The 24,387-nt window shown below is 48.6% G+C and carries 29 protein-coding genes, 1 other RNA gene and 3 riboswitches; of the genes, 22 read left to right on the forward strand and 8 right to left on the reverse strand.

The window, feature by feature from the left end; all coding sequences use genetic code 11:
- The first annotated feature begins 42 nt into the window (after positions 1-42).
- From zwf to E8L90_RS04520, 6 genes are all read left to right on the forward strand, one after another.
- Complete coding sequence (gene zwf / locus E8L90_RS04500) at positions 43-1,542, forward strand: glucose-6-phosphate dehydrogenase (RefSeq protein WP_137028175.1); 1,500 nt, start codon at positions 43-45, stop codon at positions 1,540-1,542.
- A gap of 24 nt (positions 1,543-1,566) precedes the next feature.
- Complete coding sequence (locus E8L90_RS04505; protein WP_137028176.1) at positions 1,567-2,556, forward strand: Gfo/Idh/MocA family protein; 990 nt, start codon at positions 1,567-1,569, stop codon at positions 2,554-2,556.
- A gap of 21 nt (positions 2,557-2,577) precedes the next feature.
- Entirely contained in the window at positions 2,578-3,219 is a 642-nt protein-coding gene (locus E8L90_RS04510) for a cyclase family protein (protein WP_137028177.1), read from the forward strand.
- Between the two features lie 17 nt (positions 3,220-3,236).
- A complete protein-coding gene (locus tag E8L90_RS04515; protein ID WP_137028178.1) occupies positions 3,237-3,752 on the forward strand; it encodes a DinB family protein in 516 nt (171 codons plus the stop codon).
- A 25-nt stretch (positions 3,753-3,777) separates the two neighbouring features.
- Positions 3,778-3,983: riboswitch (cobalamin riboswitch) on the forward strand.
- Between the two features lie 159 nt (positions 3,984-4,142).
- Positions 4,143-4,277, forward strand: a complete 135-nt coding sequence (locus E8L90_RS31055; RefSeq protein ID WP_279633644.1) for a hypothetical protein — start codon at positions 4,143-4,145, stop codon at positions 4,275-4,277.
- A gap of 94 nt (positions 4,278-4,371) precedes the next feature.
- Positions 4,372-4,478: riboswitch (SAM riboswitch) on the forward strand.
- A gap of 65 nt (positions 4,479-4,543) precedes the next feature.
- Positions 4,544-4,655: riboswitch (SAM riboswitch) on the forward strand.
- Positions 4,656-4,741: 86 nt separating this feature from the next.
- Entirely contained in the window at positions 4,742-6,007 is a 1,266-nt protein-coding gene (locus tag E8L90_RS04520; protein ID WP_137028179.1) for a homoserine dehydrogenase, read from the forward strand.
- A gap of 37 nt (positions 6,008-6,044) precedes the next feature.
- Here E8L90_RS04520 and E8L90_RS04525 read toward each other — a convergent pair whose 3' ends face one another.
- Positions 6,045-7,238, reverse strand: coding sequence for a CapA family protein (locus E8L90_RS04525; protein ID WP_137028180.1), 1,194 nt, complete (start codon positions 7,236-7,238; stop codon positions 6,045-6,047).
- Between the two features lie 77 nt (positions 7,239-7,315).
- Here E8L90_RS04525 and E8L90_RS04530 point away from each other — a divergent pair, with 77 nt between their 5' ends.
- A complete protein-coding gene (locus E8L90_RS04530; RefSeq protein WP_137028181.1) occupies positions 7,316-8,131 on the forward strand; it encodes a VOC family protein in 816 nt (271 codons plus the stop codon).
- A 90-nt stretch (positions 8,132-8,221) separates the two neighbouring features.
- On the opposite strand, the gene E8L90_RS04535 is transcribed toward E8L90_RS04530, so the two are convergent.
- Both E8L90_RS04535 and E8L90_RS04540 read right to left on the reverse strand, forming a co-directional pair.
- Positions 8,222-8,701, reverse strand: coding sequence for a CcdC family protein (locus tag E8L90_RS04535; RefSeq protein WP_137028182.1), 480 nt, complete (start codon positions 8,699-8,701; stop codon positions 8,222-8,224).
- Between the two features lie 98 nt (positions 8,702-8,799).
- Positions 8,800-9,999 carry an MFS transporter gene (locus E8L90_RS04540; protein WP_137028183.1) on the reverse strand — a complete coding sequence of 400 codons (1,200 nt, stop codon included), beginning with the start codon at positions 9,997-9,999 and terminating at the stop codon, positions 8,800-8,802.
- A gap of 194 nt (positions 10,000-10,193) precedes the next feature.
- Here E8L90_RS04540 and E8L90_RS04545 point away from each other — a divergent pair, with 194 nt between their 5' ends.
- Both E8L90_RS04545 and E8L90_RS04550 read left to right on the forward strand, forming a co-directional pair.
- Positions 10,194-10,874 carry a CPBP family intramembrane glutamic endopeptidase gene (locus E8L90_RS04545; RefSeq protein ID WP_137028184.1) on the forward strand — a complete coding sequence of 227 codons (681 nt, stop codon included), beginning with the start codon at positions 10,194-10,196 and terminating at the stop codon, positions 10,872-10,874.
- A gap of 21 nt (positions 10,875-10,895) precedes the next feature.
- Complete coding sequence (locus E8L90_RS04550; RefSeq protein ID WP_137028185.1) at positions 10,896-11,447, forward strand: RNA 2'-phosphotransferase; 552 nt, start codon at positions 10,896-10,898, stop codon at positions 11,445-11,447.
- On the opposite strand, the gene E8L90_RS04555 is transcribed toward E8L90_RS04550, so the two are convergent.
- The gene (locus tag E8L90_RS04555) at positions 11,444-11,977 is read right to left on the reverse strand and encodes a DUF309 domain-containing protein (RefSeq protein WP_137028186.1); all 534 of its coding nucleotides are present in this window, start codon (positions 11,975-11,977) and stop codon (positions 11,444-11,446) included. The two genes, E8L90_RS04550 and E8L90_RS04555, sit on opposite strands and share 4 nt — an antisense overlap.
- Before the next feature lie 90 nt (positions 11,978-12,067).
- Here E8L90_RS04555 and E8L90_RS04560 point away from each other — a divergent pair, with 90 nt between their 5' ends.
- Positions 12,068-12,325 (forward strand): hypothetical protein, encoded by a 258-nt coding sequence (locus E8L90_RS04560; protein WP_137028187.1) that lies wholly within the window; start codon positions 12,068-12,070, stop codon positions 12,323-12,325.
- Positions 12,326-12,377: 52 nt separating this feature from the next.
- Here the strand turns inward: E8L90_RS04560 and E8L90_RS04565 are convergent, their stop codons facing one another.
- The gene (locus E8L90_RS04565) at positions 12,378-12,548 is read right to left on the reverse strand and encodes a YjzC family protein (protein ID WP_017249478.1); all 171 of its coding nucleotides are present in this window, start codon (positions 12,546-12,548) and stop codon (positions 12,378-12,380) included.
- Between the two features lie 538 nt (positions 12,549-13,086).
- Here E8L90_RS04565 and E8L90_RS04570 point away from each other — a divergent pair.
- The 6 genes from E8L90_RS04570 to ssrS all read left to right on the forward strand — a co-directional run bounded on the left by E8L90_RS04570 (position 13,087) and on the right by ssrS (position 15,747).
- The gene (locus tag E8L90_RS04570; RefSeq protein ID WP_244297149.1) at positions 13,087-13,311 is read left to right on the forward strand and encodes a hypothetical protein; all 225 of its coding nucleotides are present in this window, start codon (positions 13,087-13,089) and stop codon (positions 13,309-13,311) included.
- Positions 13,299-13,649, forward strand: coding sequence for a DUF4870 domain-containing protein (locus tag E8L90_RS04575; protein ID WP_017249475.1), 351 nt, complete (start codon positions 13,299-13,301; stop codon positions 13,647-13,649). The genes E8L90_RS04570 and E8L90_RS04575 overlap by 13 nt, the downstream gene beginning before the upstream one ends.
- 130 nt (positions 13,650-13,779) lie before the next feature.
- Positions 13,780-14,130 (forward strand): CoA transferase, encoded by a 351-nt coding sequence (locus E8L90_RS30600; protein ID WP_244297150.1) that lies wholly within the window; start codon positions 13,780-13,782, stop codon positions 14,128-14,130.
- Between the two features lie 155 nt (positions 14,131-14,285).
- Positions 14,286-14,657 carry a hypothetical protein gene (locus E8L90_RS30605; RefSeq protein WP_244297151.1) on the forward strand — a complete coding sequence of 124 codons (372 nt, stop codon included), beginning with the start codon at positions 14,286-14,288 and terminating at the stop codon, positions 14,655-14,657.
- A gap of 18 nt (positions 14,658-14,675) precedes the next feature.
- A complete protein-coding gene (locus E8L90_RS04585; RefSeq protein ID WP_137028188.1) occupies positions 14,676-15,446 on the forward strand; it encodes an enoyl-CoA hydratase/isomerase family protein in 771 nt (256 codons plus the stop codon).
- A 110-nt stretch (positions 15,447-15,556) separates the two neighbouring features.
- Positions 15,557-15,747: non-coding RNA, 6S RNA (ssrS, locus tag E8L90_RS04590), on the forward strand.
- Between the two features lie 81 nt (positions 15,748-15,828).
- Here ssrS and E8L90_RS04595 read toward each other — a convergent pair.
- From E8L90_RS04595 to E8L90_RS04605, 3 genes are read right to left on the reverse strand one after another with little or no spacing between them, the layout of a single operon-like run.
- Positions 15,829-16,278, reverse strand: coding sequence for a hypothetical protein (locus E8L90_RS04595; RefSeq protein WP_137028189.1), 450 nt, complete (start codon positions 16,276-16,278; stop codon positions 15,829-15,831).
- Between the two features lie 32 nt (positions 16,279-16,310).
- Complete coding sequence (locus E8L90_RS04600) at positions 16,311-16,652, reverse strand: DUF2512 family protein (protein WP_137028190.1); 342 nt, start codon at positions 16,650-16,652, stop codon at positions 16,311-16,313.
- 36 nt (positions 16,653-16,688) lie between these two features.
- Entirely contained in the window at positions 16,689-18,428 is a 1,740-nt protein-coding gene (locus tag E8L90_RS04605) for an Rqc2 family fibronectin-binding protein (protein ID WP_137028191.1), read from the reverse strand.
- A 178-nt stretch (positions 18,429-18,606) separates the two neighbouring features.
- Here E8L90_RS04605 and E8L90_RS04610 point away from each other — a divergent pair, with 178 nt between their 5' ends.
- The 6 genes from E8L90_RS04610 (at position 18,607) to priA (ending at position 24,378) form a co-directional block, all read left to right on the forward strand.
- Complete coding sequence (locus E8L90_RS04610) at positions 18,607-19,491, forward strand: YicC/YloC family endoribonuclease (protein WP_137028192.1); 885 nt, start codon at positions 18,607-18,609, stop codon at positions 19,489-19,491.
- 23 nt (positions 19,492-19,514) lie between these two features.
- A complete protein-coding gene (gene remA, locus E8L90_RS04615; RefSeq protein ID WP_015891999.1) occupies positions 19,515-19,775 on the forward strand; it encodes an extracellular matrix/biofilm regulator RemA in 261 nt (86 codons plus the stop codon).
- A gap of 16 nt (positions 19,776-19,791) precedes the next feature.
- The gene (gene gmk, locus E8L90_RS04620) at positions 19,792-20,412 is read left to right on the forward strand and encodes a guanylate kinase (protein ID WP_137028193.1); all 621 of its coding nucleotides are present in this window, start codon (positions 19,792-19,794) and stop codon (positions 20,410-20,412) included.
- 4 nt (positions 20,413-20,416) lie between these two features.
- A complete protein-coding gene (gene rpoZ / locus E8L90_RS04625; protein WP_016742004.1) occupies positions 20,417-20,623 on the forward strand; it encodes a DNA-directed RNA polymerase subunit omega in 207 nt (68 codons plus the stop codon).
- Positions 20,624-20,698: 75 nt separating this feature from the next.
- Positions 20,699-21,946 (forward strand): bifunctional phosphopantothenoylcysteine decarboxylase/phosphopantothenate--cysteine ligase CoaBC, encoded by a 1,248-nt coding sequence (coaBC, locus tag E8L90_RS04630; RefSeq protein ID WP_137028194.1) that lies wholly within the window; start codon positions 20,699-20,701, stop codon positions 21,944-21,946.
- On the forward strand, positions 21,943-24,378 hold the full coding sequence (priA, locus tag E8L90_RS04635; protein WP_137028195.1) for a primosomal protein N': 2,436 nt from the start codon (positions 21,943-21,945) through the stop codon (positions 24,376-24,378). Before coaBC ends, priA begins: the two co-directional genes overlap by 4 nt.
- Positions 24,379-24,387: the final 9 nt, after the last annotated feature.

Raw genomic sequence — 24,387 nt, forward strand, 5'->3', positions numbered from 1 at the left:
CACCATCATCACGGCGTACGTATGAAGGGAATGAAAAAGTAGATGGAAGCGATGACCTTTGTCCTTTTTGGCGCGACAGGAGATTTAGCAAAACGCAAAATTTTCCCTGCGCTCTTTAATTTATATGTAGATCAAAAGTTGCCTGCTGCCTTTTCGATTATCGGTGTGGGGAGAAGGGACTGGTCTAATGACGAATTTCAGGAAACTGTTCGCCAGTCTGTCCATGAGTTTTCTCGTCGCGCCCAGATTGATTCCCACGAGCTAGACGCTTTCTTGTCTGCTTGTCGTTATGCGGCAGTAGATGTCATAGAACCAAGTGCATATGTAACGCTACATGATCTGGTGCTGCAAAGAGAGCAAGAGCTGCAGATCCCGCAAAACCGGATGTTTTACTTGTCAGTGGCCCCGCAATATTTCGAGGGAATTGCAACCAATATCAAATCCAGCGGGCTGGGTTCAACGACAGGCTGGAAGCGTCTGATCATTGAAAAGCCGTTTGGACATGATTTGCAATCCGCCAAAGAATTGAATGAAAAGCTAGGGAAAGCATTTTTGGAAGAAGAAATATATCGCATTGACCATTACTTGGGAAAACCGATGGTGCAAAACCTCGAGGCACTCGAATTTGCGAACCCGATCTTCCAGGCCCTTTGGAACAATCAGTACATCGCCAACGTGCAAATTACGGCGAATGAAACGGTCGGCGTCGAGGATCGGGCTGGATATTACGAGCCAGCCGGAGCACTACGCGACATGCTCCAAAATCACATGCTGCAAATGCTCATGATCATCGCCATGCAGCTTCCAAAGCGAATCACCTCCGCCCATATCCGCGAAGAAAAACGCAAGGTAATGGCCGCCGTGCGTCCAATGAAGAAAGAAGAAGTCCGCACCCACGTTATTCGCGGTCAGTATAGCGCAGGACATCTTCAAGGAACGTCTGTAGCTGGTTACAGGGACGAGCCTGGTGTCGATCCTGTTTCGATGACAGAAACGTATATTGCCACTCGTGTCTGGATTGATGACCCGTTTTGGCAAGGGGTACCTTTTTATATTCGAACGGGAAAAAGACTGCAAGAGAAATCAACCAGGATCGTCATTGAGTTCAAAAATCCGCACGAAAAGCTATACCAGGAGCAAAATGAAACGACATCGCCTAATTTGTTGATTATCAGCGTGAATCCGAACGAAGGTATTGCCTTGCAGGTAAATAGTAAGAATCCGACAAATAGCGGTAAGATTGAGCCGGTGACCGTAGATTTCAGTGCAGGGACAAATGACGTGCCAGAAGCGTACGAGCTGCTCTTGTTCGATGCGCTCCGAGGGGATTCCACCTACTTTGCACATTGGGACGAGGTCCGGCTGTCGTGGGAGTGGGTGACACCGATTTTGGAAGCCTTCGCTGAAAATTTGGTGCCACTCTTTACGTACGAAGCTGGCTCATTCGGACCGAAGGCCGCGGAGCAATTGCTTGCAGCAGACGGATTCGTGTGGTGGCTGGATAAGGTCGAAGAACGAGTGCCAATCACTTCAACAAGATAGAAAAAAGAAAAGGGAGCGGATGAGATGCGATTTGGCGTAATCGGAACGAGCTGGATCACCGAAGAATTTATCCAGGCTGGTCAAAATGTAGAAGGATTTTCTCTTCAGGCTGTATATTCACGTACCTTCGAGCGCGCCAAGGAATTCGCTGAAAAGTACCATGCTCCATTCGCCTATAATAGCTTAGAAGAAATGGTAGCAAGCAAAAATATGGACGCCGTCTATATTGCGAGCCCCAACTCCTGCCACGCGGAGCAAGCGATCCAGTGCATGGACGCGGGGCTGCACGTATTGTGTGAAAAGCCACTGGCTTCCAATACGATTGAGGCAGAAGAAATGATCAAAGCAGCGAATAGAAATGACGTGCTGCTCATGGAGGCTGTCAAATCTACACTGTTGCCCAATTTTTTTGCGATACAAGACAACCTGCACAAGCTGGGAAAAGTACGACGCTTTATTGCTAGCAATTGCCAATATTCCTCTCGCTATGACGCCTACCGCGAAGGGAAGGTTTTACGTGCTTTTGATCCTGCTTTTTCAAACGGAGCCTTGATGGACATCGGTATCTATTGTCTTTATCCATTACTCATCCTTTTTGGCAGACCAGACGATATCAAAGCAGAAGGAATTGTGCTTGATTCTGGAGTGGATGGAGAAGGTAGTATGTTGTTGAAGTATCGAGAGATGGATGCAATCATTAGCTTCTCGAAAATTACGACCTCCTATCAGCCAGCAGAAATTCAAGGGGAGGACGCTACGATGGTGATCGATCGAATCAACCATCTCAAAGAAGTGGACATTCGTTACAGGGACGGGCGAACCGAACACGTAACAAGGCCTCAGACCCCGAAGACCATGCATTATGAAATAAGAGAATTCCTACACTTGGCGAGGAGCGGGGCCAGACAATCTGCAACGAATTCGCATGAAGTTTCCAAAATGACCATGCAGGTCATGGATGAAGCGAGAAGACAGATGGGGATTGTTTTTCCAGCGGATCGAAAAAAACAGTAGGCAAAGGGGAGGGCGTTTGGGATGAAAATGTATGATGTAACCGCCACCGTTTACGAAGGAATGACAGTGTATAAAAACAAGCCAGAAAAGCAACCGAAAATACGTACGGCTACCAGTGGCTATGTAACCGAATCGAGAATCGACATGGATCTTCACACGGGTACCCATGTGGATGCTCCCCTGCACATGGTGAATGCTGGTGATACATTTGAGAGTATTTCATTGGAAAAGCTAGTGGGCAATTGCAAGGTTCTCGATCTCACAGCGGTAGAGGACAGGATCACCCGCTCCGACTTGGAGAGCTTCGATTTGGTGCGAGGAGATTTTGTCCTGTTTAAAACGAAAAACTCTTTTGAAGAGGCGTTCTCTTTTGAATTCATCTTTCTGTCAGAAGAAGGTGCGGAATATATAAGTGAGCTGGGGGTGCGGGGCATTGGTACCGATGCACTTGGAATCGAACGCAGCCAGGAAGGTCACCCCACACATAAAAAATTGTTTGCAGCGGGAGTCATTGTCGTGGAAGGCTTGCGGCTAGCAGAGGTCCCGCCAGGCGAGTATTTTCTGGTAGCTGCACCACTCAAGCTGATCGGCACGGATGCAGCCCCGGCAAGGGTCCTATTGTTTGAAGGCTTACATAGTAACTTGTCTATTGAAACTGAATGACGAGGAGTGGGAAACATATGCTCAGACGACCAGAGCGCGATGAATACGCTGCTTATTTTGACTATTACATGGGTCTTGTACCGGAGGGGGAGCTCCAAACGATCCTCACGCAGCAAGGAGAGAGGATCGTCGCGTTAGTTTCGTCCCTTGCCCCCGAACAAGTTGATTATCGGTATGCGCCAGGCAAATGGACGGTTAAAGAGGTGTTGGGTCATCTCATCGATGCAGAACGAATCATGAGCTATCGCCTGCTGAGAATCGCGAGAGGAGATCAGACACCCCTCGTCGGTTTTGATGAGAATGCTTTTGTTGAAAACGGGTGTTTTCAGCTAAGAGACCTGTCTGATTTACTGGAAGAGTATAAGGCTGTCCGTGCTTCCACCATCGCGCAGGTGCGAGGAATCTCGCCAGAAGCGTGGTTGCGTACAGGACTTGCCAACGGAAACAAGCTATCTGCAAGGACATTGGCCTATGTGATTGCTGGACATGAAGCTCACCACACTAGCATTTTGATAGAACGGTACTTCGGGTAAGGTAACGTAGCAGTGAGAATAGACAATTTCATAGGTGGAAACAGGTTCCTTAGGGCGTAACCAACTCGCCACAAGGATAATAGGGAAGCTCGGTGCAAATCCGACACGGTCCCGCCACTGTAAGAGGGGAGTCAGCGTCCAACAAGCCACTGGTCTATCAAAATAGACGGGGAAGGCGACGCGAAACGATGATCCCATAGTCAGGAGACCTGCCTGTTTCGACAACACTGATAGACCTACGGGAGATAGGGAGGTGTTAGAGATGGCTTGCAAAAAACAGCGAGTGGACAAGTACGTCCCTCCTTTTCTGGCATTTTCTAACGATCGTCACGGTCGAGCGGAAAATGCTCTTTTTATTTTGGGCAGGATAAAAGAAGAGGAGGGCGTGCGATGATTCAACTTTTCATTTGCCAATGGTGCGGATATGTTGAGGAAAAAGAGATACCTAAGGAAGGCCAGGAGGGCGTGTTTCATTGCGCTTGCTGCAGTATGGAAGAGGTGGAAAGCCTGTTCATCCACAATTGAAAGCCTTGCCAAATTAGCTTGCAATCAGAAAAGAAAGAATTTTGTTGACGCTTGCCTTGGAATTTCTTAGAATAAAGCTCAACAGCATAAATAGTTCTTATCCAGAGAGGTGGAGGGTCTGGCCCGATGAAGCCCGGCAACCGTTGCATATGGCAATAAGGTGCCAATTCCTGCGAGACGTTTCGTCTCGAAAGATAAGAAGCGGGTTACTCCATTAGTAGATGAACCTTCTTCTTAGCGAAGAAGGTTTTTTTAATTTCATATTTTCTTTATCCAGAGAGGTGGAGGGACTGGCCCGATGAAGCCCGGCAACCGTCACGCATATTTTGTGACAAGGTGCCAATTCCTGCAGGACATATACGTCCTGGGAGATAAGGAGGGGGAGCATTAGCTGCTAACAAGCCTTCTTCTTATCGAAGATGGCTTTTCTTTTTATCTAAAACTCGGGGTATGGGGTGGTCAGGATGAGTACAGAAGTGGTACGCGTGGGATTATTGGGATTGGGAACAGTTGGTGGAGGCGTAATCAAAACGATCCGTTCGCAACAGGAGAAGCTGGCTTCTCGTCTGGGAAAACGAATTGAGATCGTCAAGGCATTGGTGCGTGACTCGGAAAAAGAGCGGGCGGTTCATGTCGACCCTGCTTTACTGACAACTGACTTTGAGGATGTATTGAGAAGCGATGTGGATATCGTGGTGGAGGTCATGGGTGGTGTAGAACCTACCTATGACTACGTCCGTGCTTTAATTGAAAAGGGCTGCCATGTGGTAACTGCGAATAAAGAGCTCCTGGCGAAAAAAGGAACAGAGCTAGTCGATTTGGCCAATCAGTATCAAGTGCATCTTGCTTATGAAGCGAGTGTGGCAGGGGGCATCCCGATCTTGAGCGTGCTCCGGCAGTTCCTTCGCACGAACGATATCCAAGGTGTTCGCGGTATTCTCAACGGAACAACGAACTTCATTTTGACGAAAATGGAAGCAGAGCAGCTCTCATACCAAGAGGTGCTCAAGCAAGCGCAGGAGCTGGGCTATGCGGAAGCAGACCCTCGTTCGGATGTAGAAGGCTTTGATGCGATGTATAAATTGTATATCTTGACACAGCTTGTTTATGGAGAAGCGCTGCCTTTAGCGGATGTTGTTCGCAAAGGGATTGCAGATTTGTCAGCGGGTCACATTCGGATTGCGAGCGAGTTGGGGTACCGGATCAAGCTGATCGCGCAGGCTTATCAAGCCGAACAAGAAATTCGCCTATCTGTTGAACCAACCATGCTTCCACTGAGCCATCCGTTGGCGCAAATCCACGACGCATTTAATGCTGTCCAGCTATCCGGTAACATCGTGGGAGACTTGTTGTTTACAGGAAGAGGGGCAGGAGAGCTCCCCACAGCGAGTGCAGTCGTGGAGGATTTGGCCTATTTATTGACACAGCCATTCACACCGCATCCTACCTGGAAAGAAAAAACGGCTGACAAAGCTGGAGTCACGGTGGACTCGGCAGAACACGTCCTCTGTTATCTTGAGGGCTCGTGTCATACTGCTACGCCAGATCGTGTCTTGCATTTCCTCGAGCAAGTAGGAGTGAACGTTCATAAATTAAAAGTCCAATTCGATTTGGGGGGCGTCTTGCGCGCAGGTTTGATCGTGACAGGAATCAGTGAAGAGCATGAGTCCTTATTGAAAAATGATTTTGGCTTAGAAGTACGATGCTTCCCCATTATCGAATCTGCGTAAGTAAGAGGAATAATAAGAAGAAAAGCCGTATTTCTAGTTACCTGGAAACACGGCTTCTTTTGTCAGGGGCAGTCTCCACTGCTTTTGCACGCGGCTGCACACGCCCGTCACTTTGTATCTCGACACTCTCAGAAATGGATTCAATGCGTTTTAGTAGGGCAGCGCCATTGCTTTCATTCATCGGTACAGCTTGTCCCAATTCTGCGTGAAACGGAAGCATCGTCAGCTCACAATCACCACTTTTCGTGCAGGTTGCTTGCAGGACCATCGTTTCCCAAGTCTTGGGTTCGGTTGATCGTGTGAAAATGAAATTGCCGAGACTGTACGCAATCCATTTGTCGTTGTATCGTTCAAAACCTTGAAGGACGTGAGGATGACCGCCGACAATCAAATCTGCACCAGCATCGATGTAGGCACGAGACAGCTCTTTTTGATGATCGATAGGATAATCGTAGCGTTCCTTGCCCCAGTGTGAAATCACCACGACGAGATCCGCTTGATTGTTTGCTTCACGGATCGCTTTCACTGCCAATGTAGGATCATAGGAAGCGGCCATACCTGGCTGGGAATCACCTGCAAACCAGCTCGTTTCGGGAATGACCCTGCTGAAACCGAGAATCGCGATCTTGATGCCGTTCTTTTCTATGAATATAGGCGAATAGGCACGGCTAGCATCCTTACCGGCGCCGACGTATTGAATCCGGTTTTCATCCAAAGCGTCAAAAGTATCCAGCAACCCGGGAACTCCTTGGTCCATGGAGTGATTATTGGCGAGATTTACCACATCAATCCCAGCGTTTTTCATGGCAGGGACAGCAAGTGGCGATGACTTGTAGACATAATCCTTGTTCTGAGCAGGAACACCTGTGGCGGTGATCGGCGTCTCCAAATTGGCAATGGTGATATCATCTTGCAAAAAAAGCGAGCTTACATGTTTGTATGGGTAGTCATAGCTGTTTGCGAGTAGGGTTTTCTCAACATTTCCTGACATCATGATGTCACCGACAAAGGTGAGCTGCACGGAAGTCTTTTGGTTTGCGGTATGATCAGGAGCAGGCGGCGTGTACGGGTTGGCATGTTCTCTATCCATAGCTGTTTGGAATAGGTAGTAGGTTCCGACGACGAAGATGGCCAACACACTAAATAAGAGCGTGCTCTTTCCGGCACGTACCCATTTTTTGCGTGAGTGCTTGCGCCGAGCTTTTACCCGGCTTGATCTGGTCTCGTTCATTTTTCCCCCTTGTCATTCTATCCTTACATAAATGAATTTTGATATTCTATAAGTAATACGAAAAGAGGCGAAAAAAGGTGCGATTAACTTTTGATCATTTGGTTCATTTTGTACAGCAAACTCCAAAGGAAGCAGCGGAACAATTTTGTCAAGCGGGTTTTCATGCGGTTGTTGGAGGGCGTCATGCGCCTTGGGGGACATGGAATAGCCTGAGTTATTTCGGGCTTTCTTATGTTGAATTTTTAGCGGTTGAACACGAGGAGCTTGCTCGACATTCGGAGAATCCCCTCGTACGTCAATGTATCGCGGATGAGGCAAAGGGAGAAGGATTTGGACAGATTGCGCTTCGGACCAACGAGATGGATGCGTGGGCAGAGCGTTTGCGAAGCCAAGGCTTGCAGGTTACTGGACCTGTTGCGGGAAGTCGTACGCGTGATGATGGCACGACGCTTCGGTGGCGGATGTTGTTCCTCGAAGATGCAGATAGTGCTCTTCTCCCGCCATTTCTCATTGAATGGTCGCAAACGGATGATGAGAGAATAGACGATTTGACGAATCGTGGCATCATTGGCGCACATCCGAACGGTGCAGCCCATCTCATATCTGTAGGGTATGCCGTGACAGATCTGGAAGAAGCAACAGCACGTTGGCAAAGCTGGTTTGGGTGGAAGAAGAGCGAAGTATTCCACGATAAAGAACTGGGGGCCATCTGCCAAACCTTTGAACTATCGGGAGGAAATGTAGTGCTTTGCCAACCGACTGAGGAGGGATTGGCGCAGACTGCATGGGAAAATCGCGGGCAAAGACCGTTTTTTGCGAAGCTGGCAGGAGCAAGCAAGAATAGCGAGTATAAGATTGGTGGAGGATCTTACTTTCTCGCAGCGCTGGAATAGTCTTTAGAAACAGGTGTGAAGCGAATGCAGATTTCTTTTTAGATGACTGAATCATAAAAGAAACCACCTCGCAATGGAGGTGGTTTTTTACTAGGTGCCAGACATCTTTTTGGTTAAATTCCGGTACATCACCAGCATCGCGATACGCCAAGGTACGAGCATACCGAATGCGAGCAAGAAGAACAGTCCACCTGTTTGAATCGGTGTAAAGCTATCTTTGATCAACAGCTTAATAATCAGCCGGATGACCAACAGACCGGACAAAATGAAGAAAAACGCACGGGACCGTTTCAAATACACATCTTGCCCAATGATTTCGAAACGTGACGTCATAATCAACGGAATCGAAAAGAAAAGCCCAACCACAAAGGCTGCAATATCAAACTTGGGTGGTAATTGCGCCTCCGGGACCAAGAACATCGCAAACCCTGTCGCCATAAAGAATGGTGGCAAAATAATGCTTTTTGCGGAAGCTGGCTTTTTTTGCCGACGCATTCTCACAAAGATCACTGCAATAGCCATCACGAGAGGCAGCAGGATTCCCAAAATGGGAGAGGAAAGTATCTGCATGGAAAAACGCCTCCATAAGTGTTCAACATACTTTCACTAGTGTACACCAAAGTATGGTCTGTGGGAAAGCGTTTGTCATGGTACGATACCTTCCGATACTAGGCAGCTGCTTCATCGTGGGATCGAACATCCAGCTTATGCTTTTTACTGTAAAAGAAAGTTAACAAGCCAAAGAGCAATGTCACTGAGCCGATGAAGAGGAGGTAGCTGCTAATGCCGAGAAGGTCCAGCCCAACTCCTGTAATCGCGAGAGCCAACAAGAAGAATCCACGATCCAGCATGCTTTTGAAAGAAAAGAATCGCCCTTGCTGGTGTGGAGCTAGGCGCTTCTGGAAAATCGTTGCGGTGACGGGGAAAAAGAAAGCAACGACAAAGCCGAACACGGAGAAGGAAGCAAGCACCATGAATTTGTTATCAGCCAAGGACATGCCAAATTGGGACAGCGCGAAGAAAAAGAGCATGATGGTCGATGCTGCCACGAGGTTTCTGCGGCCTATCCAACGTTTTGCCAAGAGACCGCCAATCAAAATGCTGATTCCTTCTGCCGCATAGATCCATCCCATGAGCTGAGGCTCCCGTTGCAGCTCGCTAAAGTTCAAGATCATCAGGTTCAAACCGCCAAGGAACAAGGTGATCAACCCATTATTAATCAATCCGACAAACAAAGCTGGGTCTTGCCGCGAGATCGTCAATATCTCGCGAAACTCCACTTTTTCCTGAATCTTCCGAGAAGTCACTGGCGGAATGCGGAGAAAGAGCGTAACGACAGCGAGTACAGCGTACGCGATGATGGAGCACACATACAGCATGGACAGGTCCATGGATACAACGAGTATACCGCCGATGGCCGTTCCCCCAATGCGCGAGAGGGTGGAGATATTCAAATATGCGCTGTTCGCCTTGAGTAATTCGTCCTGGGAAAGGATGGCTGGCAAGGAGGCCTGCACGGTCGGAAAATAAAACGCAGCAGAGCATTGCATCACGATCAAAGATACGATCATCCACAGTAGAGAATCGTTTGCAAGAGCTGGGAACATGAAGACGGGGCTGAGTGTTCGGACCAAGCTGGCAAACAGCATGATCTTGCCTTTGTCGTACATGTCAATCACCACACCCGCTTTAGGGGCGAGGAGAATGCTGACCACCAATCCACACATCAGAATCAAGCCCTTCACCGTATCAGAAGGAACGAGTTTCTGCATGAACGCAAGATTGGCAATAATCGAAATCCACATGCCCGCTCCCGCGACGATCTCTCCGCTCATTAAAAGCAGAAAGGTACGATTACGCCATAACATGAGAGCCACTCCAAACATTCGTTAGATAGGTAAAAATTTGAACCGATCCATTCATTTGATAAAAAGCGATTTATCTAGTATAGCATCCATGCAAACGCTTGTATATTTATTGTCATTGTGGGTATTCTTCGTATTCATAACGGACAAACTAACGCAATACTGCGGCCATTACGCCCAAAAGGAGCTATTCGTAAATGGCGCGAAAACGAACGTTACTACTGTTGATCGTGTATGGATTTGCTGCGACTCTCACGATCTTTTACGGACTGGTGGAAAAGCATAGCGTCATTCTCACCTTCTTTTCTTTTCATGTGCTCGTTTGCATCTGTATCCCCGTCATTCATGGATGGTGGGAGAGAGATTTACGAAAGCACTGGCGTTTCGCGTGGGGAAGTTTTGAATGGCAGGGCACTTTATACGGACTGGCAAATGGTGTTCTTATGTTGACAGGAGTGCTGGCTGGACTTTGGTTGCTCTTGCAGGAACCAGGAAGACCTGAAGCCGTTCGAGCTGGCATGGAAGCATGGGGGATTGAACGCCGCTGGATTTGGGGTTTTTCGTTCTACCTCGTTTTCATTAACTCGCTGCTGGAAGAGCTGTTCTGGCGAGGCTTCGTCTTGCAGCGGTTGCGCGCATCCTTATCCCGGTTGATGTCCATTTTTCTTTCCAGCTTTTTTTATTCCCTGTATCACCTGATTATCTCTACGATCCTCTTTGGTTTTCGAAACGGTTTGTTCATTACGGCGATGGTTTTTGGAGCAGGGCTGATTTGGGGATGGATGAAAGGAATGTTTCCTTCGATTTACCCAATCTGGTTTAGTCATTTGTTTGCGGATTTGGGTCTCGCACTAGCTGTGGTTCTCTGGATTTATTGACCGGATAGGGGGGCGAAACGGATGCTGGCGATTCACGAAGAAACGAGACTTCGCAAGCGATTGCTCAGTATACTTCGGCAAAACAGTGAAGCATTTCAACTCTACTATGACACGTACGGGTATACCCCGATTGAGCCGTTGCTGGATTATCTTCGTACGCTGAAAGGGTGCTCATACATAACTAGGGAAGATCTTCACCAAGTGGTGGAGTTCGATCCTGAGCGGAGTATCGAATGGGAGAAAGGAGAACTCATTCGAGTAACCTACGGATTTTTGCCCACGATTGCAAAAAGCAGGCTCATCGAGATTGTACCACCTGACGTTTTCTATTACGGGACACATCGAAAGTTATTAAAACAAGTACTCACTGGCGGCTTGTTGCCAATTGCCAGTGAGTATGTGCAGCTTGCGGATAGACCGGAGCATATTGGAGAGCCGACAGACATATTGCGGCTCGTCACTGTGAAAGCAAAGGAGGCCCATGAAGCCGGCATTTGCTTTTACCGTGTGGGCGAGCGCTATTGTTTGAGCGATGCTATCCCGCCCCGTTATTTGCAGGTGTACGCAGACTAGTTTGACTCGTTGTTTCGACGTGCTTCGCGCATTTGCAACTGGTGCTTGCGTTCTGCTAAAACGTCGCTTCGATCCCTCAAGGTATGCTTATTCAGCAAGTAGGCATCTTGCATATCGCTATCCCGGTGTTCAGGGTGATTTTGCGTCGTACAAGCCTCTTGATACGCGTGTTTCAAAGCATCGGACATGGGCAGGGACAGGCTTCGATAGGGCTGACCATTTTGCATTTCCGTCAGGCGCTCTTCAAGCAGGCTCGCCAGACTGTCACTATCCAACCCAAGCTTTTGGATGTCTAGATGATGCTTTTTGACAAGGGATATGGCGCTTGTGAGCATTTTAATTGCACCTGACTGATTCCCGCGTCTCTGGTGATATAGAGCGACGGAGATTTGAATCAAACCAACCCACACTGGTTGTCGCTCATGTGGAGGAGCGCTTTTCCAATACTCCTCGAGAATCTCATGACACTCAAAATAATCACGTTCTACATGAAACTGGATCAAATAATCCAGATACGGTTGCGGGTACATAGTGATCTTCACCTCACTGCTTGGTTTTCAACGGTTCGTTTATGTACTATTATAAAGCATAAGAGTAGAAAATGAGGTGTAAAACCATTTATGACAAGAGATGAACTCGTAGCCGTATTGGAAAAAAAGCGAATGACCGAAATCATAGAACTGATCGAGGATGCTGAAGCGGGAGAACTGGAAGAGCTCGAGCTCGTGGAAAGCCTGGGATTGCTCATGGATCAGGAGTTGAACAACGAAGTCCTTTCGTTATTGGAGAGCTTGGGTGTTACTATTATTTACCTGAGCGGCGATGAAGAAGACGAAGACGAAGAAAACGACGAAGACGACGAAGACGACGACAATTAGTAAAAAAGAGAACCAACCTTGTGCTTAGTGCCAGGTTGGTTTTTTGCATTCCTTACTTTTGCGTCCATACGCGATTTTTATTTCGTGTAGCGGGGAATTTTTCCCCTCTGGAAAGCTCGATGATCATCGGATTCTGCACACTTGCACCGGACTCACCAATTTCCATGTACACGGCATTTTTTGGAGACTTTTCTCCTTCACGAAAACGGCTGTGTTCTCCCACGAAGGCACCTTCTTCCTAAGGAATTGTCATCTGAATTAGTATGACCCGGTACACTTGCTTCATGCCCTCCCTACTATTGACGATGGATTTTGAATTCCTATACGATCCAATGATTTTTGGAGAGGTCCAAGCCCGGTTATATGGTGAAACCTTATTTGCGACCACCGTGGTATTAATGAGTGCGCAAGCTCGTTACCCATTAAGTCAGATGCATGAGTAAGCTGGAGTTACGCGATCCGATCAGCGATTGACCACTCCTGCTGCTGAATAGCCTACGAGACATCCGCTGATTTTGACTAGTGTATAGACTTCTGTCCATGCCGATATGCCTTCACCTACATACCTTGTAGATGTAACGAACAGGAAGGAGTGAGGTTAATGAGTTGCGGATGCAGAAGATCTCGTCGCAGATGCTTTAAATGCTGCGAAAAGAAAGTGTACAGAAAGCATTGCTTCTACAAGCCACACTACAAAACCCATTGTAAGCCATACGGTCGTAGTTGTGGACACGGTGGACACGGTCACTTTGGAGGCGGTTTTGACCACTTCGGAGGCGGCTACGGCGGCTTCGATGGTTACGGCTCCTCTCATGGTGGCGGGTATGGTGGAGGGTACGGCGGCGGTTACGGTGGAAGTCACGAGAGCAAGTATTAATAGAGAAAGGCGCCGTGACGGCGCTTTTTTCGTTTCTTCGCAAGTTTCGCGCAATTTGTCGTACAATAGAGGAAAAGGATTAATGGAGGTATGGATATGCAATTCCTGAATGGGAAAGAGGAACGAATGTGGGCGATGATCGTACATCTATCTGCCTTCCTTGGTTTTATCGTTCCGTTCGGCAATGTACTAGGACCTTTAATCGTATGGTTGATCAAGCGTGAAGAGGGGGCCTTTTTTTATCAGCATGGAAAAGAGGCACTGAATTTTAGCATCTCGGTGACGATTTATGCCGCCATTTCAAGTTTGCTGATCATCATTTTTATCGGCGCACTATTATTGGGAGCCCTCTTTATTTTTTGGGCGATCTTCGTTATTATCGCTGCGGTGAAAGCGAATGAGGGAAAAGAATTCCGTTACCCGCTCACTCTCCGGTTTATCAAATAACCGTTCTTGGAAAAGTCGTTCCATTTGGGACGGCTTTTATATTTGTTTGAATTTTCTATTATGAAAGAGGGTGAACAGTCGTTCACCTCGAATTACAAGAGAGTGTAGTCGGTGAAGGGGGAGTCAAATCATGTTGACGGGAGTGACGATAGTTGATTTTTCTCGCCATCTTCCAGGTCCGATTTGTACGATGCGCCTGTCCGATTTGGGGGCTGAGGTCATCGAGGTGGAACCTTTTCACGACAAAGCTCACTCACCGTTAACCGGGCCTTCTTACCCGGAAGCTAGAGAGACGGGAGCGTTTTACCTGCGTTCACATTGCAATCATAGAAGTATTTCCATGAATTTGCGGACGAATGAGGGAAAAGCGCTCGCGTTTGCTCTGGCCAGACAGGCTGATGTCGTGGTGGAAAGCTATCGACCAGGTGTGATGCGACATTTGGGACTGAGATGCACCTTGTGGTCATTTATTGCTCCGTGACGGGCTATGGCCAAAGCGGTGAGCTATACCAAATTGGGGGCATGACTTGAATGTCCAGGCAGTGAGCGGATTTCTCTCACTGGTTCGCGATCTAGAAGGAAACCTGTCGTTGCGCGGCGCTTGTGGAACGTGCGCGGACAGGACGAGGAGCTTATTTGGATGTTTCGTCGGCTGACTTGTTTAGCTCTTGGACAGGGCTTCATGCACTGTTTCTGTCCAGAACCCAAGCCAAGTGGAGTGAGCTGGGCAGTGAAGTGGATTGTTGTCTGACCGCCATTGAAGATTGGGAAAACTGGGCAGACAATCCATACGTTGCGAACAGGGAGATAGCATATACGCTGCCTTATTTGAAAAAGAAGTCGCCCGTACAAGAGGGGAGTTTCGCGCATCGTTACAGGGCAGAAAGGTTGTCACCCCCGTGGCACACCGTTTACACGTACGAGCTGCTCAAACGCAAGCTGAACCTCACAGAGGAGGATTTGAGCAGGTTGCAAAGGCAGGGGGTTATTCCTCCTGCTTCTTCATAGGAAAGGGTGAGAAAAATGATGGAACAGGATCATCATACGCAACTGATCGTATCAAAAGCTAGTGGAATCTGCACGATTACGCTAAACAGACCGCATGTTCTCAATGCGATGACGGTTGAAATGTTTTCCCTTTTACAGGACGCAATCGCAAAAGCTTCAGCAGATGAGGAAATCGATGTGCTTATTTTGCGGGGAGGAGGGGGGAACTTTTGCTCCGGTGCTGATTTGGGCGTATTGACTGCGCTGGCGGATAAGAGTGATGCTGATCAATCATTGACGATCATTAATGATTTCATTACCAACTTACATCAAATGCCTAAGCCTGTGATTGCAGTCATCGAGGGAGTAGCCGTCGGAGCGGGACTCAATCTCGCGTTGCATGCTGATTTTGTCATTGCGACGGAAGATGCCCTGTTGCAGGAGCCTTTTGTCCAGATCGGTCTGACGACGGATTTTGGCGGGACATACCTTTTGCCGAGGCTTGTTGGTACGGCGTGGGCGAAGCGGCTCGCATTGCTGGGAGAAAGGATTACAGGGAAAAAAGCGGAGGAAATCGGCTTGATCTATCGGGCGGTAGAAGCCAGTCAAGTCGAAAGTGAGGTTGAAAAATTAGTTGCTGCGGTACGTCGCCTGCCGAAACAAGCATATGCCGTAACGAAAGAAGGGTTGGGACGCTGCCAGGCAAACGGCCTAGAATACGCTCTGGCCTGGGAAAAGCAACAGCAGCCGTCCCTGATCGCACGTCCTGAATTTCAGACGCTTGTCCAAGCGAAGGTAAAGCGGACGTAGCGATTTTTTGGCAGAGAAATACTTAGCTCATGGGATTGATTAGATTGAAAAGTCCAAAGGGAACTTTATCCGTTGAGCAAAGGGCCATTCTGTGATAAAGTAGGGATATCAAGATCCTGCGATGTACGATAGGCCGTAAATGTTTCTAACCTTATACGTGTTTTTCGGGAGACGGAAACTGTGATGGATGTCAGGCCCACCTCCTTTTTGGATGCATGGGAAGGCTGAAGTGCAGAAGGGTCGCCCACCTGTGTGAGCGCAGGTTATAGAAACATGAGGTCAACGGCAGAGCGGGGACTTGGCCGTTTATGAATGCAATGAATCGCCGATAGCAAAAAAAACCACTTGGAATCTGCTTCCAGGTGGTTTTTTTGTGCCTCAATTAATGAGTGGTTTTGTTTTGCTTTCCCGAGCCGTGACCCTGCCCTTGTTTTTGGGAGCCCTGGTCTTGATCTCCGTGATCGACAATGGTCAGGTCCTTTTCAAGCGTTTGGGAGTCTTGGGCATCTTGAAGAATTTGATACATTTGCAGGAAATTCGCTTTTTGTCCCTCAGGAATTCCTTTAATGCGGACGGTCAGCTCTTGCGGTCCATTTTGCTGTTGTCCGCCTTGGCCTCCGCCTTGACTGTTCGCTTGCCCGCTGTGTTCATTTGAACTCGGTTGTTCATCGAGAAAGCTGAGAAACATCGAGTCGCTGTCTTGGTCTTGTTGGTTGTTTTGTCCGCCGTCGTGTGATTGCTGTCCTTGTCCGTTTCCACCTTGTCCACCTTGCTGCTCAAACAGCACGTTGAATTCGTTAAGATCGGTCTGGATGATGCCAATGACGTTCATCCTGATCCTCCTTCCAAAATAAAAATGATGCTTCAGCCCGGATGTTTGGAATGGTGGACACCGTGCCGTTGCAGGTAACCATGGAAAAAGTATTCGACCACCGTAATGGCAAATGTCGTCAACAACAAACCTGATAAGGATATGGTCTGACCAAACAAGTAACAGCCAAGCCACAAGGAGGCATACACGAACAAGAAATCAGCGGAGCTCGCAAACGTATTGTTTGTACGTGGGAGGATTGTCAAATCCAGTACATAACCAAGTAAACTGACAATCACGCTTGCGAGCACGGCAAACGTAAGGGACGTCCCCGACCACCAAAGCCCTGGAATGGCAATGATTCCGTTAAACAAGAGCTTGAGAACGATGTTCAAAGTGCGAACACCACCTTTCATGCCCTTAGTATGAACTTAGGTAGTCGCACTATTCGTAGAAGAGGTGTTTGATTTTAAACGGCGGATCAGTGCTTCGTTTGGTGTTACATACAGTGTTCGTTGTTGCTCGTAGATCACATAGCCAGGCTTGGCCCCGCTCGGTTTTTTTACATGCTTGATAAGCGTGTAATCCACGGGAATTTGACTTCCTTCTTTGGCACGACTGAAATAAGCCGCCAGATTCGCTGCTTCAAGCAACGTCTCGTCCGAAAATTCCCGAGCGCGAATGACGACATGGGATCCAGGGATATCCTTGGTATGCAGCCAAGTTTCCTGCGACGATGCGAGCTTGTTGGTCAAATATTCATTTTGCTTATTGTTTTTGCCGACCAAAATTTCAACGCCGTCCGAAGAAAGGTACGAATCCAGCTCTGGTCTGGTATCTTTTTTCTTGCGCGGACCGCGTTTTTTACGATCACGCATGTAGCCTTGCTCAACGAGCTCCTCGCGAATTTCTTCGGCATCTTTTAAGGTAGCATGCTCTAGCTGAACCAATACACCGTCCAAATACAAGAGTTCAGCCTGCGCTTGCTCAATCTGCTCACTCACGATGGAAAGGCTGTTTTTGGCCTTGTTATACCGCTTGTAATACGACTGCAAATTTTCCGACGGGGTCTTCAATGGGTCGAGCGGAATCGTGATGGTACCTCCCGCTTCGTCATACCAGTTGACTGTGACGAGCTCGCGATCCCCTCGCTTCATTTGGTGCATATTGGCAGTGATCAATTCACCGTACAGGCGGAACTGATCTGCTTCATGCGCATCTTGCAGTGTTTGCTCGAGCTTCTCGATTTTCTTTTCATTTTTATTGCGTTCAACGGTGACAAAACGAATTAAATCGTGCGCACGCTGCTTGACAGTGTCACGGAGCGCCTTTCCTTCGTAAAATGCCTGCAAGCATTCTTGGACGGAAGGATAGGGAGTGGTAACCCCGTTTGAGAGATGTGTCAGCTCGACGACGTGAAAATATGCTTTGCCGTTTGCTTCTACAATGGATGGTACATACTCATGATTATCGATTGTCTTCATCACTTGTGAAAAGGCAACCCACAGTGTTTCACGATTCGCGAGTCCAGCTCTGTGCAATATTTCTTTTGCCAAGAGGGGACTGATCCCGGTATAGCCTTCTACGATTTGTTTATCCAAACGACCCCCGTTCCAGTCGAGGGAAGAAATAAACACTTGCTCGTTTACGGTGAGAGGGTCGCGTTTATCTTGGCTCGGAGGAGAGACGTAAGGTCTGCCAGGCGTAACTTGTCTGTACTGGCTAATGGCGAGCGTCACATGCGTGGCGCTATCCAAAATCATTCCGGTTGCAGGATCGATGAGGATGATGTTACTGTGCTTGCCCATGATCTCTACAATAATTCGGCGGACAGCCGTGTCACCCAGCTCATCCCGGGTGCGTACATCGATGTGAATGATTCGCTCCATCCCGATTTGCTGGACAGATTCAATTACGCCGCCCTCACAATGCTTGCGCAATAGCATGCAAAACATCGGAGCTTCCAGCGGATTCGTGAAATCTTCTGTCGTGATGTGAAGCCTAGGATAGGTCGGGTTTGCAGACAGGAGGAACTTTACCGTTTCTCCTTGTGTCCGTACTTGCATAACAATATCGCTATGGTGGGGCTGGTGGATTTTCGAGATGCGTCCTCCTACCAGTTTATGTAATTCCCGCGCGACGGAGCGGGTTACTACGCCATCAAATGCCACAAAGGTCACCTCAGATCAGGAAAATGGCTAGAATAATAGATAGAGAGCTGCCAGTCACAGTGTAGCATAAGTCAGAGCAAGGAGGAATCTCCTCGTGGTGGGGGGTGTTCGGTTGACACTGCCGAGAGTTGTCTCCTATAATAAATTAACGATTTTGCGTCTATGGAAGTGAAAACTTGTGATTCGAAGCATGACTGGTTACGGTAGAAAAGAAGATAGCAAAGGCTCCATTCGAGCAACAGTCGAGATTCGTGCAGTGAATCACCGCTTTTCTGAGATTGTTGTGCGCCTGCCCAAAGCATGGAATATGCTTGAGGATTCGACTCGTAAGCTGGTTGCACAGTATGTCAGAAGAGGGCGTGTCGATGTCACCGTCTCAGTGGAAGGGAAAAATTCTTCTGCTACGGTCATGGGCATTGACTGGGATGTAGCTGAACAGCTAGTCTCCATTTCCCGCGAGATGACTCAGCGTTTTTCGCTAGAGACGCCATTAACCGTCAAGGATCTGCTACACTTTCCTGGCGTGATACATACCAAAGAGTCAGAGGACAATGTGGAGGAGCTGGCAGAGTGGCTCCAAGACCTGGTCAGGGGCGCGGCATTTGATCTCGTTTCGATGAAAGAGACCGAGGGTAAACTGTTGCACGCTGATCTAGCTAGTCGCCTAACTGCCATCAATACATGGACGCGGGAGATCTCCCAGTTGGCCCCACTATGTAGGGAAGATTACAAGGGCCGACTTGAGCAACGCGTAAGTGAGTGGGCCGGTTTGACACCTTTTGAATTGGACCCTGCTCGTGTAGCGCAAGAGGTTGCCTTTTTCGCTGATAAAAGTGATATTAGTGAAGAGTTGACCCGTTTAGATAGTCATTGCCAACAGTTTGCCAATCAATTAGGCAAAGATGAAGCAATTGGTCGAAAGCTGGATTTTCTGCTCCAGGAAATGAATCGGGAAGCCAATACGATTGCTTCCAAAGCGAATCATTTACGCATTCAGCATCTGGCAGTCGAGATCAAGACAGAACTGGAGAAGATGCGGGAGCAAATACAGAATGTCGAGTAGCATGAAAGGATGGCTGGGCCGTCATGGCAATCAAGCTAATCAATATCGGTTTTGGCAACATCGTTAATGCCAACCGCATTATCTCAATTGTAAGTCCGGAGTCCGCTCCTATCAAACGGATCATCCAGGAAGCGCGCGATCGCAACATGCTTGTGGACGCTACCTATGGGAGACGTACACGTGCGGTCATTATTACAGATAGCGATCACGTCATTTTGTCAGCGGTACAACCAGAAACAGTGGCACAGCGCTTGACTACGAAGGATGACGAATCGGACGAATAAAGTAGGAGTGTAAACAATGAGTATGGTTGATCGTGGTCTCCTTTTGGTTCTTTCTGGACCAGCTGGTGTGGGAAAAGGAACAGTATGCAAGGCGCTTCGTGAAGTGTTGCCTGATCTGGTGTATTCTGTTTCCGCTACCACCCGCCAGCCGCGTCCAGGAGAGGTAGAAGGAGTTAATTACTTTTTTAAAACCAAGGAAGAGTTCAAGCGGATGATTGAAGAAGATGCTCTCCTGGAATGGGCAGAATACGTGGGGAATTACTACGGAACCCCTCGTCAGTTCGTGGACGATATGCTCAATGCGGGGCGCGATGTCATTCTTGAGATTGAAGTTCAGGGTGCTCTTCAAGTAAAAGAGAGCTTCCCGCAAGGTACATTCCTGTTTCTGGCTCCGCCTGATTTAAACGAACTGGAAAACCGGATCGTGGGACGTGGGACAGAATCACAAGAGATCATTCGCAAACGCATGGAAGTGGCGCGTGCTGAAATCGAGCTCATGGACCACTACGATTATGTAGTCGTCAATGACGTCATCGAATCGGCGTGCGATCGTATCCAAGCGATTATTACAGCGGAGCATCTGAAAAAAGATCGTCAGGTTCACAAATATCGCAAATGGTTACAGGAGGTTGAATAGAATTATGTTGTATCCATCCATTGACGAATTGACCGAAAAAGCTGAGAGCAAGTACATCTTGGTAACAGTCGCATCCAAGCGTGCGCGTCAGCTTCGCGAAAACAGCGAAATTCAAGTGGTTAGACCCAAATCCAAAAAGTTTGTAGGTCTGGCGCTGGAAGAGTTCATCTCCGACGAGCTCGTTCACGAGTTTTTGGACGGTCGCAAATAAGCAGTCACCTTTAAAAACAACCTCGCGAGGTTGTTTTTTTCGGATTTCGGATAGGGGAGAAAGGAGAGAGTGCAGATGCATTCGCTTGCAGGAAAACGAATTGTTCTTGGAGTATCTGGCGGCATCGCCGCCTACAAGGCTGCCGCACTGACCAGCAAGCTGACACAAGCAGGTGCATTGGTGCATGTCATTTTGACAGAGGGCGCCTTGCAGTTTATTCAGCCTTTGACGTTTCAAGCCTTGTCTCACCTGCCTGTTTATACAGATACATTTACAGAGCCAGACCCGCATGTGATTAGCCATATTGAACTGGCTGATCGAGCTGATCTCGTATTGATCGCGCCAGCAACGGCAAATGTGATTGGCAAAATGGCGAATGGCATAGCGGATGATATGCTGACGACGACTGTATTGGCAACGAAAGCGCCTGTCATGGTCGCGCCTGCTATGAACGTCAATATGTACAATCACCCTGCGGTTATCGCAAATATGGACAAGCTTACGGCTTATGGTTATCGGTTTGTTGAACCGGGTGTCGGGCTCTTGGCATGTGGCTGGATTGGCAAAGGACGTTTGGCGGAGCCAGAGGAAATCGTCGAAGCTGTTCGTCAATGGTTTGCTTCCGATGAGACGAGACAAACGATCCGAGAAAAAGATTTGCAGGACAAGCACGTACTGATCACAGCGGGACCGACTCGTGAAAAAATTGATCCCGTTCGTTACATAACTAATCATGCCTCAGGAAAAATGGGCTACGCCATCGCGGAAGCGGCACGAGACAGAGGGGCTACGGTCACACTGATTAGTGGGCCGACTACCTTGGCGCGTCCTGATGGAGTAGAATTCATCGCGGTGGAATCGGTACAAGAAATGTTTGATGCCGTCATGGAGCAGTTGCCGAACTGTGATATCGTCGTCAAGTCAGCAGCCGTTTCCGATTATCGACCGAAGCATGTAGCTGAACATAAGATGAAAAAGGGTGATGGTCCACTCGACCTTGTGCTGGAGAAAGCCCCCGATATTTTAAAGACGATTGGTGAGCGGAAAACGAAGCAATTCGTCGTAGGCTTTGCAGCAGAGACCCAAAATGTATTACAGCATGCCCAGTCCAAGCTGGAGCGAAAAAATCTCGATATGATCGTAGCCAATAACGTATTGCTCGAGGGAGCAGGTATGGGGAGCGATACGAATATCGTGACCTTGCTTACCCGTGGCGGAGAGCAACTGGCATTGGATAAATTGAGCAAGCGGGCTGTGGCAGACAAGCTGTTTGATGCTGTCCTTGCCGTGCAAACGCATAAACCGCTCCAAGACCTGTCATGATTGCCCAAATTATCGTGGACGTTCCGGTCAATCGAACGAATCGACCTTTTGATTACCATGTTCCGCCTTGGCTGCGTCCACTGATTCGCGTTGGCAGCCGTGTGGTTGTCCCATTTGGTCCCCGTCAACTGCAAGGCTATGTCATTGGGATCGTAGAGGATGACGAAGCCTTACCAGACCGTTCGCGCCTAAAAGATGTCGTGCAGGTACAAGACGACACTCCTCCTCTTACGCCAGAGCTGCTAAAGATGAGCGAATGGATGTCCAAGCAATACTTGTGTCCGTGGGTAACGGCTGTACAGGCGATGCTACCGGCTGTGCTCAAAGGGAAGTCGGAGAAATGGCTGACGGCGACAGACGCATTAGACGAAGAGGCATGCGGAAGATCGGGGCTTCTGTGGGAATTGTTTCGCAAGCGGCAACTACCGCTAACCGAAGTGGAGAAACAATTTGCGGAGGAGTATTTGCTCGTTCCGGGTTGGATACAGAGTGGTCTGCTTGCTACGGAGTATCAAGTAAGGGACAAAATTACCCGCAAGCAGCAATCTTTTGTCCGAAGCTTATTGGATGAGGGGAAGCTGGAAGAAGCGATTGGTTCGTTGCCAGCACGGGCAGAGCAGATGCGCCGTGTCCTTCAACTGATGCTCGTGCACAAGGAACAGTCCCTATCTGTACAAATGCTGCGGGATGAATACGGAATTACGCGTTCTCCGCTAAAAAGCCTGGAATCGAAAGGCTGGATCGCGATCGAGCAAGTGGAGGTTTACCGGGACCCATATGCCAATCGACGTTTCCAGGAAAAGCAGAAGCCTGTCTTTACCCCGGTACAGAAAGAGGTACTGACACCTATCTTGCAATCGATTGAATCGGGAACGTATGCTTCTTACTTGCTGCACGGTGTTACCGGAAGCGGTAAGACGGAAGTGTATCTCGAAGCGATCGAACGTACGTTGGAAAAAGGGCGCGAGGCGATCTTTCTCGTTCCGGAAATTTCACTGACGCCGCAAATGGTGGAGCGCTTCAAGGCCCGTTTTGGTGCAGACGTAGCTGTTTTGCACAGTGCGTTGTCACAAGGAGAGCGCTATGACGAGTGGCGCAAGATCATTCGCAAACAGGTCAGAGTGGTGGTAGGTGCACGATCTGCCATCTTTGCTCCGTTTCGGAATGTTGGTTTGATTGTGATCGATGAAGAGCATGAGAGTTCGTATAAGCAAGAAGAGACCCCTCGCTATCATGCGCGGGAAGTAGCTTTGTGGCGCGCGAAAGAGAATCAGGGAGTACTTGTCATGGGAAGCGCGACTCCTGCCTTGGAGACGTATGCGCTGGCTACCCGAGGCCGATACGAGCTGTTGCGTATGCCGGAGCGTGTCGGGAATCGCCCGATGCCAGAGGTACATGTCGTGGATATGCGTGAGGAGCTTCAGGCCCAGAATCGTTCGATGTTCAGCCGGAAGCTGCATGAGATGATTGCGGATCGATTGGCAAAAGAAGAACAGATGGTCATTTTCCTGAATCGAAGAGGCTTTTCAACCTTTGTCATGTGCCGCTCCTGTGGCTATACGATGCGCTGCATTCATTGTGATATCTCGCTTACTTATCATAAAACGAATCATACGGCACGCTGCCATTACTGTGGATACACCATTGCACAGCCTAAGCATTGTCCGGAGTGTCAAAGTGAGCATATACGCTTTTTTGGTACCGGAACGCAAAAGGTAGAGGCAGAGCTGGCAAAACTTTTCCCGGGTATCCGGGTTATCCGAATGGACGTGGACACGACCTCGAAAAAAGGCTCCCACGAAGAGCTGCTAAACAAATTCCGCACAGGTCAAGGTGACGTTCTGCTCGGTACGCAGATGATTGCCAAGGGGCTTGATTTTCCACGAGTGACGCTTGCGGGCATTATTGCAGCGGATACTTCCTTGCATCTGCCTGACTTCCGTGCAGCGGAGAAGACATTTCAGCTCCTGACGCAGGTAGGTGGACGCGCAGGGCGGCATGAGCTGGACGGCGATGTCGTGATTCAGACGTATACGCCGGAGCACTACAGCATTATTCATGCGACCAAGCATGATTATCCCGCTTTTTATCAGGATGAAATGATGCAGCGCAGACGAACGGGGTACCCGCCGTATTTCCGTCTCGTATTAATTACATTTAGCCACGAGGATGTACCTGTTGTGATCCGCGGTGCACACACAATGGCTGACTATTTGCGGCAGCGTTTGGCCCAGACAACGGTCCTCTTGGGCCCAGTTGCTTCGCCCATTGCAAGGGTGAAGGATAGATTTCGTTTTCAGATCATGCTAAAATATCGTGATGAACCGCAACTGTCAGACCTGCTCGCTCAGGCGACGGCTGCGTTTGAAGAATGGAACAAACAGCAGAAAGTATTGATGACGATTGACGTCGACCCTTACGTACTGCTTTAGGGAGGATAT

The sequence above is a fragment of the Brevibacillus antibioticus genome (genome assembly GCF_005217615.1).
GTDB lineage: Bacteria > Bacillota > Bacilli > Brevibacillales > Brevibacillaceae > Brevibacillus > Brevibacillus antibioticus.